This is a genomic window from Streptomyces sp. NPDC056835 (assembly GCF_042789485.1).
Taxonomy (GTDB): domain Bacteria; phylum Actinomycetota; class Actinomycetes; order Streptomycetales; family Streptomycetaceae; genus Streptomyces.
In genome coordinates this window covers 85,776-103,942 of the sequence record NZ_JBHUBB010000009.1, presented here as the reverse complement: position 1 = coordinate 103,942, position 18,167 = coordinate 85,776, and the positions used below count along the sequence as shown (strand labels likewise).

At 71.1% G+C, this 18,167-nt stretch carries 13 protein-coding genes; 8 read left to right on the top strand and 5 right to left on the bottom strand.

All coding sequences use genetic code 11. The features are described 5' to 3' along the window. Positions 1 to 2: 2 nt before the first annotated feature. From ACFRMN_RS12585 to ACFRMN_RS12565, 5 genes are all read left to right on the top strand, one after another. Positions 3 to 884 (top strand): diacylglycerol/lipid kinase family protein, encoded by an 882-nt coding sequence (locus tag ACFRMN_RS12585; RefSeq protein WP_383017491.1) that lies wholly within the window; start codon positions 3 to 5, stop codon positions 882 to 884. A gap of 287 nt (positions 885 to 1,171) precedes the next feature. Further along, on the top strand, positions 1,172 to 2,308 hold the full coding sequence (locus ACFRMN_RS12580; RefSeq protein WP_383017488.1) for a PQQ-dependent sugar dehydrogenase: 1,137 nt from the start codon (positions 1,172 to 1,174) through the stop codon (positions 2,306 to 2,308). A 238-nt stretch (positions 2,309 to 2,546) separates the two neighbouring features. After that, entirely contained in the window at positions 2,547 to 3,692 is a 1,146-nt protein-coding gene (locus tag ACFRMN_RS12575; protein WP_383017485.1) for a substrate-binding domain-containing protein, read from the top strand. A 205-nt stretch (positions 3,693 to 3,897) separates the two neighbouring features. After that, the gene (locus tag ACFRMN_RS12570; RefSeq protein WP_383017482.1) at positions 3,898 to 4,926 is read left to right on the top strand and encodes a hydroxyacid dehydrogenase; all 1,029 of its coding nucleotides are present in this window, start codon (positions 3,898 to 3,900) and stop codon (positions 4,924 to 4,926) included. Next, entirely contained in the window at positions 4,923 to 5,063 is a 141-nt protein-coding gene (locus ACFRMN_RS12565; RefSeq protein ID WP_383017479.1) for a hypothetical protein, read from the top strand. Before ACFRMN_RS12570 ends, ACFRMN_RS12565 begins: the two co-directional genes overlap by 4 nt. A gap of 49 nt (positions 5,064 to 5,112) precedes the next feature. On the opposite strand, the gene ACFRMN_RS12560 is transcribed toward ACFRMN_RS12565, so the two are convergent. Together ACFRMN_RS12560 and ACFRMN_RS12555 are read right to left on the bottom strand one after the other, a co-directional pair. Beyond that, positions 5,113 to 6,459 carry a 6-phospho-beta-glucosidase gene (locus ACFRMN_RS12560; protein WP_383017476.1) on the bottom strand — a complete coding sequence of 449 codons (1,347 nt, stop codon included), beginning with the start codon at positions 6,457 to 6,459 and terminating at the stop codon, positions 5,113 to 5,115. 31 nt (positions 6,460 to 6,490) lie between these two features. Then, the gene (locus ACFRMN_RS12555; RefSeq protein WP_383017473.1) at positions 6,491 to 6,658 is read right to left on the bottom strand and encodes a hypothetical protein; all 168 of its coding nucleotides are present in this window, start codon (positions 6,656 to 6,658) and stop codon (positions 6,491 to 6,493) included. Positions 6,659 to 6,706: 48 nt separating this feature from the next. Between ACFRMN_RS12555 and ACFRMN_RS12550 the strand changes: the two genes are divergently transcribed. Continuing rightward, the gene (locus ACFRMN_RS12550; RefSeq protein WP_383017470.1) at positions 6,707 to 9,715 is read left to right on the top strand and encodes a glycoside hydrolase family 2 TIM barrel-domain containing protein; all 3,009 of its coding nucleotides are present in this window, start codon (positions 6,707 to 6,709) and stop codon (positions 9,713 to 9,715) included. 24 nt (positions 9,716 to 9,739) lie between these two features. Here ACFRMN_RS12550 and ACFRMN_RS12545 read toward each other — a convergent pair whose 3' ends face one another. Together ACFRMN_RS12545 and ACFRMN_RS12540 are read right to left on the bottom strand one after the other, a co-directional pair. Next, positions 9,740 to 10,435, bottom strand: a complete 696-nt coding sequence (locus tag ACFRMN_RS12545; protein WP_383017468.1) for a hypothetical protein — start codon at positions 10,433 to 10,435, stop codon at positions 9,740 to 9,742. Continuing rightward, entirely contained in the window at positions 10,435 to 11,043 is a 609-nt protein-coding gene (locus ACFRMN_RS12540; RefSeq protein ID WP_383017465.1) for a SigE family RNA polymerase sigma factor, read from the bottom strand. Before ACFRMN_RS12540 ends, ACFRMN_RS12545 begins: the two co-directional genes overlap by 1 nt. A gap of 362 nt (positions 11,044 to 11,405) precedes the next feature. Here ACFRMN_RS12540 and ACFRMN_RS12535 point away from each other — a divergent pair, with 362 nt between their 5' ends. Beyond that, positions 11,406 to 13,109: a lysyl oxidase family protein gene (locus tag ACFRMN_RS12535; RefSeq protein WP_383017461.1), complete on the top strand. Its 1,704-nt coding sequence runs from the start codon at positions 11,406 to 11,408 to the stop codon at positions 13,107 to 13,109. A 161-nt stretch (positions 13,110 to 13,270) separates the two neighbouring features. Here the strand turns inward: ACFRMN_RS12535 and ACFRMN_RS12530 are convergent, their stop codons facing one another. Then, positions 13,271 to 16,138: a glycoside hydrolase family 3 C-terminal domain-containing protein gene (locus tag ACFRMN_RS12530; RefSeq protein ID WP_383017458.1), complete on the bottom strand. Its 2,868-nt coding sequence runs from the start codon at positions 16,136 to 16,138 to the stop codon at positions 13,271 to 13,273. A gap of 338 nt (positions 16,139 to 16,476) precedes the next feature. Between ACFRMN_RS12530 and ACFRMN_RS12525 the strand changes: the two genes are divergently transcribed. Beyond that, complete coding sequence (locus ACFRMN_RS12525) at positions 16,477 to 18,150, top strand: Tat pathway signal sequence domain protein (protein ID WP_383017455.1); 1,674 nt, start codon at positions 16,477 to 16,479, stop codon at positions 18,148 to 18,150. Positions 18,151 to 18,167: the final 17 nt, after the last annotated feature.

Genomic DNA, 18,167 nt, shown 5'->3' with positions numbered 1-18,167 from the left:
CCATGCGACAGTTCACGGCCGTCGTCAACCCGAGCGCGGGGGGAGCCGGATCGGCGGCGGCCCTCATCCCCCTCGCCGGACTGCTGCGTGAGGCCGGCGCCGAGCTCGAAGTCGAGTACAGCCGCAGTCTCGGTCATGCGCGAGAACTGGCCCTGGGAGCCGCCGGACAGGGCCGGATCGTGCTCGGCGTCGGCGGAGACGGGCTGACGGGCCGCGTCGTCGGCGCTCTCGCGGGGACCGACGCGGTCGGCGGGATCGTGCCCGCCGGTCGTGGGAACGACTTCGCCCGCGCGGTCGGGCTGCCCGCCGAGCCGGCCCGGCTCGCCGAACTGCTCCTGCGCGGCGAACCGAAGGCGACGGACGTCATCGAGGTCGAGTCGGCCGTTCACGACCGCATGCCCGTCCTCGGCAGCGTCTACGCCGGCGTCGACGCGCTGACCAACCGCCATGCCAACCACAGCCGTCTGCTGCGCGGTGCCGCCTCCTACTACGTGGGAGGGATGCGTGCCGTGATGAGCTGGCGCCCGGCCGGTTACCGCGTCACCGTCGACGGCACCGTCCATCACCGCAGGGGATTCACCGTCGTCGTGGCCAACTCCGGCTACTACGGCTTCGGCCGGCGCATCGCACCCGCCGCGGCCGTGAACGACGGCCTGCTCGATGTCGTCATCATCCATCAGGCCTCACGCCTGTTGTTCTTCGCCGTGATGAACGAGCTCAGAAGCGGCAGACACGTGGACCGGCGGCAGGTGGAGACCCTGCGAGGGCGGGAGATACGGATCGAGTGCGACCGGGACCTTCCCTACGGCGCGGACGGCGAGGTCGAGGCCGGCCTGCCGGTCACGGCACGTGTGCTGCCAGGAGCCCTGAACCTGCTGTCCTGACCCGTCCCGGCCCCTGTTCAGCCCGACGAACCACGCCCACGTAAGACCTCGTCCCAGCGGGTGCGGCCCCGGGGCGAGGAGACACCAGGGCACGACGAAATGCGGAACAGAGGTAAATGAACGGAGCATTGGTCTACGCCAACCGCCCCTGTCCCTATATCCTCATCCGTGGCCAGTGACACACAATCCCCCCACCCAGGTTGCGTGCTGGCGCGGGCGACACCCACACAACTCTGCCCCAAGCAGCCGGGTCATCACCCCCACTCACCGCCTCCAGGAGGGTCACGGTGAAAGTTCGCACCAGAAGCTCGGCGATCATCGGCACCATCTGCCTCGTCGCTTCCCTCACCTTAGCCACGGCGTCAGCCGACGAGTCCGCGTCTCCACCTCGGGCGGCGGAGGTCACGCTCAAGGAAGTGGCCACAGCACAGAATCCGACCGCCGGCGCCGCCGGGCCGGGTGACGCGGTCTGGATAGCCGAACGCGCGGGCACCGTAAGGGTCCTGGGCGATCAGGGGCTCAGCGAGCCCGTCCTCGACATATCCGACGAGACCACCACCGACGGCGAACGCGGCCTGCTGGGCATCGCGTTCGACAAGCGGCTCGCGCACTTCTACATCTCGTACACGGACCTCGAAGGCACGAGCACCGTGGACGAATTCAAAGTGCGATACGGCAAGATCCAGCCGAACACCAGGCGCACCGTCCTCACTCAGACGCAGCCGTACTCCAACCACAACGGCGGCGACATCAGGTTCGGCCCCGACGGCTACCTCTACATCGCGTTCGGCGACGGCGGCTCGGGCGGCGACCCGCACGGCAACGGGCAGAACCTCGACACACTGCTCGGCAAGCTGCTGCGGATCGACCCGCGCGGCGGCGAGCCGTACGCGATCCCGCCGGACAACCCGTTCGTGAACGACCCGAACGCGAAGGACGAGATCTGGGCGTACGGGCTGCGCAACCCGTGGCGGTTCTCCTTCGACGCGGGCACGGGCGATCTGCTGATCGGTGACGTCGGCCAGAGCGAATGGGAGGAGATCGACTGGGCCCCGGCGGACAGCAAGGGCGGCGAGAACTACGGCTGGGCCTCGATGGAGGGCAACCATCCCTTCCGTGGCGGCACGGAGCCCGCGAACCACGTGCCACCGGTCCACGAGTACGACCGTAACGGGCTGGGCTGCTCGGTGACCGGCGGATACGTCTACCGCGGCGAGGCGATCCCCGACCTCACGGGGCAGTACCTGTTCAGCGACTACTGCGACGGCACCGTCCGCGCTCTGCGGATGGATAACGGCAAGGTGACCGGCGAGAGCGACCTCGGAGTCAACGGCGGCCAGGTCATCTCGTTCGTGCAGGACGGCGACGGCGAGCTGTACCTGCTCGACATCGCCGGCAAGGTCTCCCGCATCGACCCGGCGTAACCACGACGGGATGGAGAAACCGGCGGGATAGAGAAACCATCGAGCAGGTCGGGCCCGGTGCTGAGAAATCAGCACCGGGCCCGATGTGCTTCGCGGCCCCGTTCCGGTAGCCATGGAGGCCCCGGGGACGCGGGCCGGCGGAAAATTCATTCCGCACATGGCTATGCTGCGGCTCCAAGCGCTCATACGAAACACTCGAACGAACAGAGCGCGATGGTGGCGGCGAGGGGCCAACAGTATGCGGGAGCCGGTCGAGCTCAGGCGTCAGCGGATCCTGGCGGTGGTGCGGTCGCGGGGCGCGGTCAAGGTGAGTGTGCTCGCCGCGGAGCTGGATGTCTCGGTGGTCACGGTCCGGAGGGACGTCGAGGAGCTGGCCCGCGCCGGAAGGCTGCGGCGCGGGCACGGCGTGGCCCGCCCGGTGGTGGGGGCCGTCGAGGAGGTCACGGTTCCCGCGCCGCGGGCCGAGGAGCCGGGGCGGGACGGCGGCCCGGTCGCGCTGGTGGTGCCGGAGCGGCATACGTATCTGTACGAGGCGGCCCACGGCGCCCGGCCCGTGCTGGAAGAGGCGGGGATGCGTATCGCCCTGCATATCGCGCCGCGGGCGCCCGGCGCGGAACGGCCCCTGGTGGAAGCGGCGCTGGCGGCCGGCGCGCGGGGGCTGCTGATCGCCCCGAGCTGGCGCGGCGCGGTCTCGGAAGCGGCGGATTACGGCTGGCTGTCCGAGGTGGCGGTGCCGACGGTGCTGATGGAGCGGCGCCCCCGGCCGGGCAGCCCACTGCACGCCCTGGACTCGGTCTGTTCCGATCACTGGTACGGGACGTATCTCGCGGTCGATCATCTGGTCGCGCTGGGACACCGCCGGATCGTGCTGGCCGCCCGCGACGACAGTCCCACGGCGCGCAGCGTACGCCGCGCCTTCGCCGAGATCGCCGCCGCCCGGCCCGAGGTGGAGGACTGGTCGGTGGTCCTCAGCTCGCCGGACGCGGTGCCGGGTCCTGAGGACGACGACTCCGCCGGGCTCGGCGGCGCTGCGGGTGACCGCACCCCCCTCGATCTCGCCGCGCTGCTGGCCGAGCGCCGGGCCACGGCCGCCGTCCTGCACGGCGACGTGGACGCGCTGATGCTGGTGCAGCGGCTCGCGGATCAGGGGGTGCGGGTGCCGCGTGACTGCTCGGTCGTGGCGTACGACGATGTGGTCGCGGCGCTGGGCAGCACCCCGCTGACGGCGGTGTCCCCGCCCAAGGCGGAGGTCGGGCGGGCCGCCGCCGAGCTGCTGCTGCACCGGCTGGCCCGGCCGCTCGGCGCCGCCGCCGGTCCGGTGCGCAGGATCGAGCTGCTGCCGACGCTGAAGGTACGCGGTTCGACCAAGAGGCCGCGCGGATAGGTGGGGCGGCGTCGCGTGCCGATGGGCGGCGCCCCTCCCAACCCTCGAAGAAAACTGAGCGTTTGACCGCTTTGATTTTCTTCTGAGCGATCTATTGACCCCTTCCGATCAGCCGATCAGGATTCCCCGTGTCTCATACCGGAGCCGTCAAGTAGTCCGGCCGGCCCACCGTCCGCCGTCCGCCGTCCGCCGTCCCAGGAGAGAGATGCCCACCGCACCGACCGTACGTCCCCGTCCGCGCGCCGCCCTCGCCATGAAACCGGATGCCGCCGCCGCGGTCCTCGGACCCGAGACCCTGGCCGCCCTCGGCGCGGTCTGCGATCTGACACCACCGCCCGTACTCGACGACTTCACCACCGACCGCGCCCGCGCCACGCTCGCGGATGTGGAGATCCTGATCACCGGCTGGGGCTGCCCGCCCCTCGACCCGGCCGTACTGGAGCTGGCGCCCCGGCTGCGCGCCGTCGCCCATACGGCGGGCACCATCCGTGGCCATATCACCGAAGCCTGCTGGGAGCGGGGCATCGAGGTGTCCTCGGCCGCCGCGGCCAACGCCCTGCCGGTGGCGGAGTACACCGTCGCGATGATCCTGCTCTCCGGCAAGCGCGCGCTGGAACGGGCCCGTGACTACCGCGCCGCGCGCGATCGCGACGGCTCGCCGGGCATGGACGGCACCGTGGGCAACTACGGCCGTACCGTGGGCATTCTGTCCGCCTCGCTGATCGGCCGGCGCGTCATCGAGCTGCTGCGGCCGTACGACTTCCAGGTGCTGTTGCACGATCCGTATGTCTCCGACGAGGAGGCGGCGGCGCTCGGTGTCCGGCCGGTCGGACTCGCCGAACTGTTCGCGGGCAGCGACACGGTGAGCGTCCACACTCCCCTGCTGCCCGCCACCCGCGGGCTCGTCAGCCGGGAACTGCTCACCTCCATGCGCCGGGACAGTGTGCTCATCAACACCGCGCGCGGCGCCGTCGTCGACCAGGACGCCCTCACCGATGTCCTCAGGCAGGACCGGATCCGGGCCGTCCTCGATGTCACCGAGCCGGAGTTGCTACCACCGGACCATCCGCTGTGGACCTGTGAGAACGCGCTGATCACCCCGCATCTCGCCGGTTCGCAGGGCAATGAGACACGAAGGCTGGCGGATCTGGCGGTCGGCGAAGTCGAACGCTGGGCCGCGGGCGACGGCTTCGCCCATCCCGTACGACGCGAAAGGCTGGCGTTCCTCGCATGACCCCACCCCTCGTACAGGCCGCGCCCGCACAGCCCGTGTCCGAACTCCCCGCCGAAGACCGGACGCTGAGCCCGAACACCGGTCATACCCGCGCGCGCTGGGAGGCCGCCGCCGACGGTCTGCCGCGGGCCGCCTGATGGACGCGGATCGCCTTCGACCCGCTGACGACCGGCCGGTCGCCGAGCGCTACTTCCGGTTGAGATAGGCGAGGCCGGGGTGCTCACGCGTGTAGCCGTCCACGAGACGGCGGGCGACGGTGACGGAGTCCACCAGCGGGTGCAGGGCGAATGCCTTGGCCGCGGTGGCGCGTGAGCCGCTTTCGGCGGCGGCCAGGACCTCGCGCTCGACGGCCTTGACGCCGCACACCAGGCCGGTGGCGTGATCCGGCAGGGGGGAGACGGCCAACGGATGGGCGCCGTTGGCGTCCACGAGGCAGGGCACTTCGATGACGGCCTCCTCGTCCAGCACACGCAGGGTGGTGCGGTTGCGGACGTTGAGGATGAGCGTGGCGCGTTCGTCGCGGGCGATGGCGCGCATCAGGGCGAGCGCGACCTTCTCGTAGCCGCCCGACTCCAGGTCGTCGGCTTCGCGCTCGCCGACGCCCGCCGCCTCGCGGTTCGCCGCCATATAGGTGGCCTCGCGTTCGGCGCGGGTACGGTCCCAGGTCGCGAGCGCGGGGGCGCCCGGCCGCTCCATCTCGTCGTAGAAGCGCGCCTGCTGGTCGCGGAGGAACGCGCCGCGGGTCTGCTCGGCCTCCTGGTAGGCGCGTACCGCTTCGCGGTTGAAGTAGTAGTAGTGGAGGTATTCGTTGGGGATCGCGCCGAGGGACTGGAGCCATTCGGTGCCGAAGAGCTTGCCCTCCTCGAAGGAGCCGAGGGCTTCGGTGTCGGCGAGCAGCCGGGGCAGTTCGTCGCGTCCGGCGACACGCAGCCCGCGCAGCCAGCCGAGGTGGTTGAGGCCGATGTAGTCGATCGACGCCTCGTCCGGGTCGGCTCCGAGGGCGCGCGCGACGCGACGGCCCAGACCCACGGGTGAGTCGCAGATACCGATCACACGGTCGCCGAGATGCCGGGACATGGCTTCGGTGACCAGGCCGGCCGGGTTGGTGAAGTTGATGACCCAGGCGTCGGGGGCGAGCCGGGCCACGCGTCGCGCGATGTCGACGGCGACGGGGACCGTGCGCAGTCCGTACGCGATGCCACCGGCGCCGACCGTCTCCTGGCCGAGCACGCCCTGGTCCAGGGCGACGCGCTCGTCGGCCGCGCGGCCTTCGAGTCCTCCGACGCGGATGGCGGAGAAGACGAAGTCGGCGCCGCGCAGAGCCTCGTCGAGGTCGGTGGTGGCCGTGACGGCCGGTGCGTCGGGGACGGCCGCGGCCTGCTCGGCCAGTACGCGGGCGACGGCCGTCAGCCTCGCGGCGTCCGGATCGTGCAGGGTGACGTCGGTGACGCGGCCCTCCGCGTGGTCGCCGAGCAGTGCTCCGTACACCAGCGGCACCCGGAATCCGCCGCCGCCGAGAATGGTGAGCCTCACGCCTGAACCGCCTTCGGTGCCTGAGCCGACTTCATACCTGAACCACTTCTACACCGGCAGCCCCCGGCGCGGCGCGGGTGGCCGGGTCCGAGGGGACGTTGGTCAGCTCCACAGCAAGATCCTCGGGGCCGCGGACCTCGCCATTCCGGTGCTGACCGCGCCGCTCTTCTACGATGCCACTGCTCGTCATGTTCTTCATGGGTGCTCGCCGGATCGTGGCGGGCCCGGCCAAGGGGGCCATTCGCTGATGACCGGATCGCCGATGACCGTACGTCCCTGGGAGTCCCCCGAACTCACCTCCTGGCGGCGGCTGCCCATGCATGCCGTGGACCGCCGCTCCGGTGGCCTCCCGCTGGACGGTCCCTGGCGTTTCCAGCTGCTGGCCGCGCCGGACGCGCCCCTGTCGGAGGAGTGGACGGAGTCCGTCGTACCGGGCAGCTGGACCACCCAGGACACCGGTGATCCGCCGTGGTACACCAACTGGCGTATGCCGTGGCCGGAGTTCCCGCCGCTGTCCCCGGCGGCCAATCCGACCGGGGTGTACGAGCGGGAGTTCACCGTCCCCGCCGACTGGGCCGGCCGCCGTGTCGTGCTCCATGTGGGGGCCGCCGAGAGCGTGCTGATCGCCGAGGTCAACGGCCGCCCGGTGGGGATGGGCAAGGACTCGCATCTGGCGAGCGAGTTCGACATCACCTCGGCCGTACGCCCCGGCGCGACGGGCACCGTACGGCTGACGGTGATCAAGTGGTCCGACGCCTCGCACATCGAGGACCAGGACCAGTGGTGGCACGGCGGCATCACCCGCTCCGTCTTCCTCTACGCCACCGATCCACTCTGGCTGGCCGACGTGAGGATCAGCGCGCCCGCCGACGGCCGGCTGGTGGTCGACGCCCAGGTACGCGCGGCCCACGGCCCGCTGCCCGAGGGCTGGCGGGTCTCGGGCCGGATCGAGGGCGCCGGTGAACTCGTCCCCGACCGGGAGTACGCCGAGTGGTGCGCCCAAAAGGCGCGGGTCTCGGACTTCCTCGGCGAGGCCCGGCTGCGGGCGACCGTACCCGACGTCCGCGCCTGGTCCGCCGAGACACCCGCGCTGTACGGGCTGACGCTCCGCCTGCACCGCCCCGACGGCTCGGTGGCCGACACCTCCCACCACCGGACCGGCTTCCGCACGGTCGAGATCACCGGCAAGGACCTGCTGGTCAACGGCGAACGGGTGTTCGTCCGGGGCGTCAACCGGCATGACTTCCATCCGCTCACCGGACGGACGGTCACCGCCGCGGAGATGCGGGCCGATCTGGAGACGATCAAGCGCTTCGGCTTCAACGCCGTCCGCACCTCGCACTACCCCAACGATCCCGCGCTGCTCGATCTCGCCGACGAACTGGGGCTCTATCTCGTCGACGAGGCGAACATCGAGAGCCACCACCACGCCCATGAACTCGCCGACGACCCGCGCTATCTGGCGGCCTTCACCGAGCGGGTCTCCCGGATGGCGCTGCGCGACAAGAACCATCCGAGCGTCATCGTCTGGTCGCTGGGCAACGAGAGCGGCTACGGCGCGAACCATGACGCGGCGGCCGGCTGGCTGCGCCGCTACGACCCGACCCGTCCGCTCCAGTACGAGGGCGCCGCCAAGACCGGCTGGTCCTCGCAGGAAGTCGCCGGCGACATCCTCTGTCCGATGTACGCGTCACTGGACGAGATCACCGCGCACGCCGCCTCCGGTGAGCAGACCAAGCCGCTGATCCTGTGCGAGTACTCGCACGCCATGGGCAACAGCAACGGGACGCTCGCCGACCACTGGGCGGCCATCGAGACCACCCCCGGGCTCCAGGGCGGCTTCATCTGGGAGTTCTGGGACCACGGAATCCTCCAGCGCACCGACGACGGGGAAGATCCCGGCCGCCCGGCGGGCCTCGCGGGCGCGGGCGCGTACCAGGACGGGGTGGCGGCGGAGGGCTATCGCTGGGCGTACGGCGGGGACTTCGGCGACACCCCGAACGACGGCGCGTTCTGTGCGGACGGGCTCGTCTTCCCCGACCGCACACCGAAGCCCGCGATGTACGAGCACCGCGAGATCGCCGCCCCCGTCCGGCTCTCGCACGGGCCGTCCCACGGGCCGTCGTACGGGCACGACGGGGACATGCGGATCACCAACGCCCAGCACTTCCGCGATCTGTCCTGGCTGACCGCCGAATGGGTGCTGTCCTCGGAGGAGGCGGCCACCCGCACCGCGCCGGCCGTCCTGCCCGAGGTGCCGCCCGGCGGATGGGCGAACGTTCCGCTCCCTGACGGGCTCCTCGCCGGACCGGCCGGGGACGCCGGTGAGATGTGGCTGACGCTCCGCGTGACCACCCGGGACGATGAGCCATGGGCGCCGCGCGGCACCGAAGTGTGCACCCCGCAGATCCGGTTGAGGCGGCGCTGCACCCCTGCCGTGGGGCCCGCGGCCGGGGGCGGGGGCGGGGCCTGGGACGAGGACTGGGCGGTGATCGGTGCGGACGGGCTGCTGCGGCATCCGCTGCTGTCCTCCCCGCCGGCGCTGAGCCTGTGGCGCGCGCCCACCGACAACGATGTGCTGGGCGGCGCGGCGGAGCACTGGCGGAAACTGGGCCTCGACCGGCTCGTACGCGAACGGGCCTCGGTCGAGCGCGTGGGCGGCCTTGTCACGGTGCGCGTCACGTACCCGACGGCCGCCGGAGCCGTCGCGCACGAGCAGGTCTTCACCCCGCTGAGCGGCGGCGGACTGCTGGTCGAGGAGACCGCGGTCCTCCCGGAGGGGCTTACCGACGCCGCGCGCGTGGGCACGGTCTTCGAGACGGTCAGCGGTCTCGACCGGATGGAGTGGTACGGGCAAGGGCCGTGGGAGACCTATCCCGATCGGCGCGCGGGCGGCCCGGTCGGCCATCACCGCGCCCCGGTGGACCGGCTGTTCACCCCGTATCTGCGCCCGCAGGAGAGCGGCGGGCGCGCCGGCGTACGGAGCTTTTCGCTGCTGTCGCAGGAGACCGGATCCGGGGCCGGGCTGACCGTACGGCTCGACGCGCCCCGGCAGGTCTCGGTCACCCGCCACCGCGCGGCCTCTCTCGCCGCCGCCACGCACCACGACGAACTGGTACCGCTGCCGCACTGCGTGGTCCATCTGGACGCCGCCCACCGGGGTCTGGGCACCGCGTCCTGCGGGCCGGACACACTGCCCCGCTACCGGCTGGGCGCCGGGACCTATCGCTGGTCATGGACGCTGCGCCCGCTGTGAGCGGGGCGCTTCCCGGCCGGCGCGCTACCGTGCCGCGGTGAAGTCCCCCCGGACCTCGGCGGTCCGGTCGGAGCCGGTCGCGACCGCCGTGTACCGGTCGTTCCGGGCGTCCCGCGCGCCTTCCGCGTGGTCGTACTGCGCAGCGAAGACATGCTCGCCGGCCGGGACCGTGACACCGTCCTTGAGCGTCCACCGGTAGACCAGCGCGCCGGTCTCGGGGCGTACGGAGACGGTGAAGTCCTCCTCCGGCAGCGACCGCCAGGAGCCGGTGTCCCGTACCCCTCCGGTCTGCGCGACACGCAGTTCGAGGGTCAGTGAGGTCAGTGGCCGGTCCGTTCTGAGCGTGATGTTGCTCTGCGCCCAGTAGGCGTTGCTGTTCGGGTCGAGCGCGCCGTCCGACCAGAGATAGCCGTCCTGGGCGTCCGCGGGCGGGCCGTCGGATGTCCCGCCCGACGGGCCCGGGGTGGTCGCCACCGTCCCCGCCCGCTCGGCGCCGTCGTCCATGACGGCCGCGAGGGCGAGCGCGCCGGCGGCGAGGACGCCGGCCGCCGCTGCCGCCGCCGTGGCGACCCGGAACCAGGACGCCGGGCGGTGGGCCGGCGCCCCGGCGGGGCGCGTCCCCGGCCCGGCCATGCCCCGCTCGACGCGCGCGAGCATCCGCTCCCGGTCCGGGCGGTGGGCCCGCGCCGTCTCCTTCAGCCGCCTGTGCAGCTCGTCCATCAGCCCCTGCCTTCAGCACGTGTCGAGGCGCGCGCGGAACCACGTGCCGGGGTGGGCGCCGCGGCACGCTGCGAGGCCACCGTCGCCTGCACCTCTTCCGCCGTGGCACCCGGCCCGAGCAGCCGTCCCAGCTCGGCCATCCCCCGCGACGACTGGCTCTTCACCGTGCCCACCGAGATGCCCAGGGCAAGCGCCGTGTCCCGTTCGGAGAGGTCCAGGGCATACCTCAGCACCACGCAGGCGCGTTTGCGGAACGGCAACCGCCGTAACGCCGCCCGGACATCCAGCACGGCCGGTACGTCCGGATCGTCGAAGCGCTCGCCCCGCTGCGACCAGAACAGCGAGACGCGGCGGCGCTCCCGTACCGCGCTCCGGATCCGGGAGCGGGCCAGATTCGCGACCACCCCGCGGGCGTACGCGACCGGGTGATCGGCGGCCCGTACCCGGTCCCAGCGGCGCCACATCGCGAGCAGGGCGTCCGAGGCCAGATCGTCGGCCGTGTCGGCGTCGCCCGTCAGCAGATAGGCCAGCCGGGACAGTTCGGCGTAGTGCCGCTCGAAGAACGCGTGGAACTCGGCAGCGGTGGCGTCATCGACCACTGTGCCCACGGAGCCGCTCCTTGTCCGCTGTCCGCTCCCGCACCGGCCGTTCCCGCCGCGGCGGGATGCGCGAGCCCAGCACTCGCGCGACTCCACCCCTTGTCCCTCCCGACCTCATTAGCACAGCCGAGGGGTTCATGGGACAGGAATCACGCACTGATGGCTTGATCTGAGGTTCGTCGCACAATTCCGGCCAACCATGGGCGACTTGCGGGTCCGCGGGCAACCCGGAGTGACGTACTTCCGATCTGACAGGTGGCACATAGATGACGCATAGGTCCTGTCACGAAACGTCGTGATATTCCCGGCCGATGGACCCCGCGCCATCCGTGCGCACCACTGTTGTTGTGGCACTCGCAGACGAGGAACCGATGACCAGACCTCACCACTACAGCCGTACGCGCCGATCGGCGATCGCCGCCGGGGCGGCGCTCGCGGTGATCGCGGGCGTGGCGGGAGCCGCGCCCGTCGCCGGAGCGGCGACCCCGGCGGGCCCCGAGCTTTCCCTGATCGCCGCCTCCAACTCCGTGATAATCGACCGCTACGAGGGCGAACCGGGGGTCTATCTGGACCTCGGTACGTATGTCACCGCCGATGGCGGGCCTCTGGAGTTCCGGGTGACGCGGGCGTCCTACAAGGAACCCGTGGTCGCCAAGCAGATCATCCGCGAGGGGAAGAAGACACGGACCAAGACCCTGCCGAAGGGTCTTGTGAAGGATTTCTCCGGCCTGCCTGGCTTCCTCCAGGTGACCGTCAGCGACGCGGCGGGCGCGGCGGTCGTGAAGACCACCGAGACGTTCTGCCCGAACAACGCCTCGGGCCGGATCCGTCCGGACGCCCCGTCCACCTCGAAGTATCCCGAAAGCTGCTCCACGAACCCCTTCACACTCGGTTCGGTGTGGGGTGTCGAGAACGGCTGGGCGACCAACACGAACCTGGGTTACTACTCCGAGCCGGTCGACCTGCCGGCCGGGGAGTACACCGCCAAGGTGTCCGTGACCAAGAAGTACCGCGACCTGTTCGGCATGCCCAACACGTCGAAGTCGATCAAGGTGACGGTGCGCGACCGCAAGTGGGACGAAGGAGGCGGGGTCGGAGCGGCGCCCTCGGGAGCCAGGGCCGCCGGTCACGGCGGGGGGCATGGCGGCGGTCATGGCGGTCACGGAGCGGCTGCGGGGCACCCCGGCGCTTCGGCGCACATGAGCAGCAACGGCCGCGGGGCCGACGCCCCGGCGCCGCCCGCGCTGCCGAACGCGCTCACCTCCGGCAAGGCCGCGGCCCATCTGGGCGACGGCCCCGGGCACACCGACGGTTCCCGGATCGCGCCCGCGCTCAAGCCCAACGCGAAGCGTCCGGCCGGCCGCGCGAGCGTGCCCGACGTACCCAAGCCCGATCTGCGCGCGCTGCCGGCGTGGGACATCTCCATCACCGACGGCGAGGACGGGGACGTCCCCGGCAAGGACTATCTGGCCTTCAGCGCCAATGTGTGGAACGCCGGTCCCGCGCCACTGGTCGTGGACGGTTTCCGCAGCCCCGGCAAGGACCTGATGGACGCGTACCAGTACTTCCACGACGCCAAGGGCAAGCAGGTCGGCTACGCGCCCGCCGGCACCATGGAGTGGGACGCGCGACAGGGCCACGAGCACTGGCACTTCACCGACTTCGCCAGCTACCGCCTGCTGAGCGCCGACAAGAAGGAGGCCGTGCGCAGCGGCAAGGAAGCCTTCTGTCTGGCGAACACCGATGCCATCGACTACACCGTGAAGAACGCCAACTGGCACCCGAACAACACCGATCTGTCCACCGCCTGCGGTGTGCAGAGCTCCGTCTCCGTACGTGAGGTGCTGGACGTCGGCTCCGGCGACACGTACACCCAGTACCGCCCCGGCCAGTCGTTCGACATCACCGACCTGCCGAACGGTACGTACTACATCGAGGTGCTCGCCAACCCCGAGCGCCGGCTTCACGAGACCAGCCTGTCCAACAACACCGCGCTGCGCAAGGTGGTGCTGAGCGGCACCGAGGGCGCCCGCAAGGTGACCGTGCCCGCGCATGACCTGATCAACGCTCCCTGATTCGCGGGTCGTTGATTCGCGGGTCGTTGATTCGCGGGTCGTTGATTCGCGGGTCGTTGATTCCCGGCTCTCTGGATCGTGGCCCTCGACGGCCCTTCTACGGCCCCTCGACGGCCAGGGGGTCCGGGCGGTGCGAGCCGCCCGGACCCCCGTCCGCGTGCTCATCCGGTGAGATCGATCCGCGCGAGGCGCAGCGGTCCGCACAGGGTGACCCGCAGGTCGTGCTCGCCCGAGAGGGCGAATTCGGCGCGTGGGGTGGTGCGGTAGTCGTACGGTCCGCCGCCCGCCCGGACCTCGATCACCGCGAGTGTCCCGCCGTCGGCCGTGGTCAGGGTGACCTCCCCCTCGCCCGCCGCGTCGAGGGTGACCCCGCTCGCGCCGTCCCCGAAGTCGCAGTCGCGGAAGAGCAGTTCGCCCGCCTTCCGCTCGCCGTCCGAGCCGAGCGGGGTCACCGCGTCGCCCGACACCTTGGTCCGGTCGACGATCTCGGTGCCGGTCTGCTCGTCGTAGTCGGCCGCGGCCAGTCCGTTCCGCCGCAGGTCCCTGGCGCGCGGGGTGTCGCCCGGGACGGTGTGCGGGACCGAGCGGCGGATGTCCGCGCTGGAGGCCGCCGCCTCGAACACATACGTTCCCTCCGGTACGGTCCACGCGCCGCGCGCCACATCGTAGTGGCCCAGTTCGTCTCTCCTGACGGCCAGTTCGACGGTACGGGACTCCCCCGGCGCCAGCGGTACGCGGGCGTGCGCGACCAGTTGACGGTGGGGACGCGGGACGCGCGGGACGGCCTGCCGGGCGTACAGCTGCACCACCTCGTCGGCGGCGCGCGAGCCCGTATTGGTGACCGTGACGCGTGCCACCAGATCCGGGCCGACCTCCAGGGCGTCGTAGCGGAACGAGGAGTACGACAGCCCGTGGCCGAAGGCGTACAGCGGGGTGCCGTCGAAGTAGAGGTAGGTCTGCCGCGAGCCGATGATGTCGTAGTCGAGCAGACCGGCCGGATCCGCGTCGTCCGCGTACCACGTCTGGGGCAGCCGTCCCGCCGGTGAGACATCACCGGCCAGTACCCGCGCCAGCGCGGCGCCGCCGGCCTGCCCGCCGTGGGCGGTCCACAGCAGCGCCGGGAGCCGGGCCTGCGCGTCGGCCACCGCGTAGGGATAGCCCGAGGTCAGCACGAGTACGGTGCGCGGATTGGCGGCGTGGGCGGCTCGCCACAGCCGGTCCTGGCGCGCCGGCAGGGCGAGGGTGTGACGGTCCTCGGTCTCCCGGCCGTTGATATGCGGGTCATTGCCCGCCACGACGACGACCACCTCGGCGCCGGCCGCGGCGCGGGCCACCGCGTCCTCGCCGCGCTCCATGACGACGAGTTCGAGAAGTGTGCCGCGGCCGGCAACCTTCAGGCCGTCGGTGGCGACCGTTACGTACCCGCCGGTCCCCGCGTGTACAAGGAGGTGCCCGCCCTCGTGCTCTTCGAGCCGGAAGGTCTCCTGGACCACCCAGCCGCCGGGCTGATCGGCGGAGGCCCGTACGTACCCGTCCTCGGCGACGGACAGATAGCGGCCGTCGGGCGCGCGCAGTGTGATCAGCCCGTTCCCCCAGTCGGTCAGAACCAGTTCGGTGGCCTCGCCGGACCCGTCGGCGTCACAGGTCAGCGGCGGGAGGTCGGTACGTCCCGCCGACAGCGCCGGGTCGAGCGCGCCCTCGGCGCCTCGTGCCTCCTCCGCCGTCTCCTGGGCTGTCTCCCGCACCGTCCCGGACGGGGGCACCCGGACCCAGCCGCCCGTCACGGCCCTGAGCCTGACCCGGTCCGCGCCGTCGGTGAAGGTGACACGGTCGGCGCCGAAGCGTTCACGGAGCCCGTCGAGCGGGGTGGAGCGTCGGATCAGGGTGCCGCTGTACCAGTCGAGTTTGCACTCGTCGGCGAGCGGGCCGACCAGCGCGATACGGCGGCCCGGTGCGATCGGCAGCAGTCCGTCGTTCTTGAGCAGGACGACGGCCTGCTCGGCCGCCTCCTGGGCGAGCGCGCGGTGTCCGGGGGTGTCGAAGGCCGAGGTCTCCCGGTACGGATCGCGTTCCGGGTCGAACTCCCCGAGCGCGAACCGCACCGTCAGCTGCCGTCGTACCGCCGTGTCGATATCGGATTCACCGATCAGTCCCCGTTCCAGGGCGGCGCGGATCCGCCCGGTGATCAGGGACGCGTCGGTGCCGTGGTCGGTGAAACTGTCGACGCCGGCGCGCAGCGCGGCCGCGGTGGCCTCCTCGTGGGTGCCGAAGTACGCCTCGGCGTCGACGAGATTGCTCGGCGCGCCCGCGTCGGAGCAGACCAGCAGCTCCTGGTCGGTCCAGCCGCGCAAGTGCTCGCGCAGCGCGGGCGAAAGATGGTTGGGACGCCCGTTGACCAGGTTGTACGCGGGCATGACCCCGGCCACCGCACCCGCCTCGACGGCCCCGCGGAAGGCGCGCAGATCGTACTCGTGCAGGACACGGGGGCGGATGGAGGAGGATGTGGTGGCCCGGTCCGTCTCATTGTTGTGCGCGAGCCAGTGCTTGAGCACCGGAGCCGTACGCCAGTAGTCGGGGTGGTCGCCGCGCAGACCCCGGGTATAGGCGGTGGCCAGGGCGGAGGTCAGCCCGGCGTCCTCCGAGTACCCCTCCTCGTTGCGTCCCCAGAGCGGGTTGCGCAGCGGATTCACCGTCGGGGCCCAGACGTTGAGCCCGACCCGGCCGTCCCGCGCGCGCATCGTCCGTATCTCCTGGGAGACGGCCTCCCCGACCCGGCGGACCAGCTCCTCGTTCCAGGTCGCGCCGAGCCCGACGGCCTGCGGGAATACGGTCGCGGGCCCCATCCAGGCGACACCGTGCAGTGCCTCCTGTCCGGTACGGAACGCGGCGACGCCCAGGCGCTCCACCGCCGGAGCGAACTGGTGCAGCAGGGCGGTCTTCTCAGTGAGTGTCAGCCGCGCGAGCAGATCCTCGACGCGCGCGGCACGGGTCACCCCGGGGTCACGGAAGGGCGGCTGGTCCTCGGTCACGGAGGGTTCTCCCTGGAGAAGGTCGGTAGGGCCGAAAGGGCCGGAAGAGACTGCCGAATATCTTTCGAAGCGCTTCGATGCTCCGAGTCCACCGGTCTACTGTCAAGACATCCCGGGACGCCGGGCACCGGCCCCACACTCGGACAACTTCCGTTCCTCTCAGGCTTGTTGAGCGAGGATGACCGAGCGGCAAGGAATCTTGGAGGTGACTCTTGTGCCTCCCGAAGGGTTCATTTAACCTCGCAGCAACATCGAAGCGCTTCGACAAATCTTCGACTCCGCAGCTGCCCGGTGGGCTTCCGCCGTATGTTCCTGCGCACCACGAAGGGTTTGACGCAATGACGCCGAAGTCCTCCTCCGCACCGAGCAGGAGAAGCTTCCTCGCCTCCACCGCGGTCGCCGCCACCGCCGTGGCCGGCGGCGCCCCGCTGCTCGCCGCCTGCGGCGGTACGCGGAGCGGCAAGAAGGAGGGCACCACCTCCGGGAAGGAGGCGCGGAAGATCCTTCCCGCCTTCGTGGCACAGAGCGTCGTGGCGCCGGACATCCCGCCCGAGAACGGCTCTTCCGCCGGATTCACCCGGGCGATCGCCGCCGCGGACCTCAAGGACTCGGTGCCGGACAAGCTCGGCGCGGGCAGCCGCATCACCGTCATGTCTCCGTACTGGGGTACCCCGCCGGCCGGTGACAACCCGTACTACGCGGCCATGAACGACGCGATCGGGGTGCGGACCGTCTGGCAGAACCAGGACGGCAACACCTACGACGAGAAGCTTGGCGCGGTGCTCGCCTCCAGCGGGATACCCGATGTGGTGGTCGTGCCCGGATGGAATCTGACCGGCAAGATCCCCGGCGCCGTCAACGCCAAGTTCGAGGATCTTGGACCGTATCTCTCCGGCGACAAGGTCAAGGACTTCCCGAACCTCGCGGCCGTACCGACCGACGCGTGGCAGCGCTCGATCTTCGGCGGCGCGCTCCGCGGCATCCCCATGCCCGCCTCGTACGTCGTGAACATCGCGCCCTTCTACCGCAAGGACCTCTTCGACAAGCGGGGATACGAACTGCCCCGCACGGCCGATGAATTCCTCGCGCTCGCCAAGGAGATCACCAGCGCCAGGGCGAAGGTGTGGGCCTGCGACGACATGAAGTGGACCGCCTTCAGTATGTTCGGGGCGCTCTCCGGCAACGACAAGGCCCTGGGGTGGGACCTGGTCGACGGCAAGCTGGTCAACCGGGTCGAGACCGCCGCGTATCTGGAGGCCCTGGAGTGGACGCGCACGCTGTATGCCGCCGGGGTGGTCCACCCCGACGCCAAGGCCGTACAGGGCGACGCCGGCAACCGGTTCACGGCCGGCCAGGTCCTGATCTACAACCAGGATCTCTCCCACTGGTACGCGAAGACCGTCGAGCAGGCGGCCACCCCCGGGTTCGCGATGGGCGCCCTGGACCTCTTCGGCCACGCGGGCGGTGACCCGACGCTCTACGCCGTCCAGCCGGCGAGCATCTGGGCCTTCGTCAGGAAGGGCTCCTCCGAGAAGCTGGTCAGGGACGTGCTGGCCATGGCGAACTTCACCGCCGCGCCGTACGGGACGAAGGAGCGCATGCTCACCGACTACGGCGTCGAGGGCACGCACTACACGGTCGAGAAGGGGCTGCCCGTCAAGAACGACAAGGGCACCATCGAGGTCGCCGGCACCTTCGACTACACCGGTGACCCGGCCGCGTATGTCGCCCACCCCGACCGTCCCGATATCGCCAGGGCGCAGGTGGAGTGGCAGCAGCGCATGGGGGCCTTCACCAAGAAGAGCTCCTTCTACGGGCTGACCATCACCGAGCCCACGCGCTGGACCAATCTCGCCGATGACTTCGAGCAGCTGGAGGACGACATCGTCCGCGGCCGGAAGAAGGTCGGCGACATGCGGCGTGCCGTCTCCGACTGGCGGAGCGGGGGCGGCGACCGGCTGCGCGACTGGTACCGGAAGCTGCTCGACGAGTCCGGACCGGCCGCGAACTGACCCACGGCACACGACGG

Coding starts and splice junctions, on each gene's coding strand:
- ACFRMN_RS12585 (WP_383017491.1), top strand. CDS start 3: ATGCGACAGTTCACGGCCGTCGTCAACCCGAGCGCGGGGGGAGCCGGA.
- ACFRMN_RS12575 (WP_383017485.1), top strand. CDS start 2,547: ATGCGGGAGCCGGTCGAGCTCAGGCGTCAGCGGATCCTGGCGGTGGTG.
- ACFRMN_RS12570 (WP_383017482.1), top strand. CDS start 3,898: ATGCCCACCGCACCGACCGTACGTCCCCGTCCGCGCGCCGCCCTCGCC.
- ACFRMN_RS12565 (WP_383017479.1), top strand. CDS start 4,923: ATGACCCCACCCCTCGTACAGGCCGCGCCCGCACAGCCCGTGTCCGAA.
- ACFRMN_RS12555 (WP_383017473.1), bottom strand. CDS start 6,658: ATGAAGAACATGACGAGCAGTGGCATCGTAGAAGAGCGGCGCGGTCAG.
- ACFRMN_RS12550 (WP_383017470.1), top strand. CDS start 6,707: ATGACCGGATCGCCGATGACCGTACGTCCCTGGGAGTCCCCCGAACTC.
- ACFRMN_RS12545 (WP_383017468.1), bottom strand. CDS start 10,435: ATGGACGAGCTGCACAGGCGGCTGAAGGAGACGGCGCGGGCCCACCGC.
- ACFRMN_RS12535 (WP_383017461.1), top strand. CDS start 11,406: ATGACCAGACCTCACCACTACAGCCGTACGCGCCGATCGGCGATCGCC.
- ACFRMN_RS12525 (WP_383017455.1), top strand. CDS start 16,477: ATGACGCCGAAGTCCTCCTCCGCACCGAGCAGGAGAAGCTTCCTCGCC.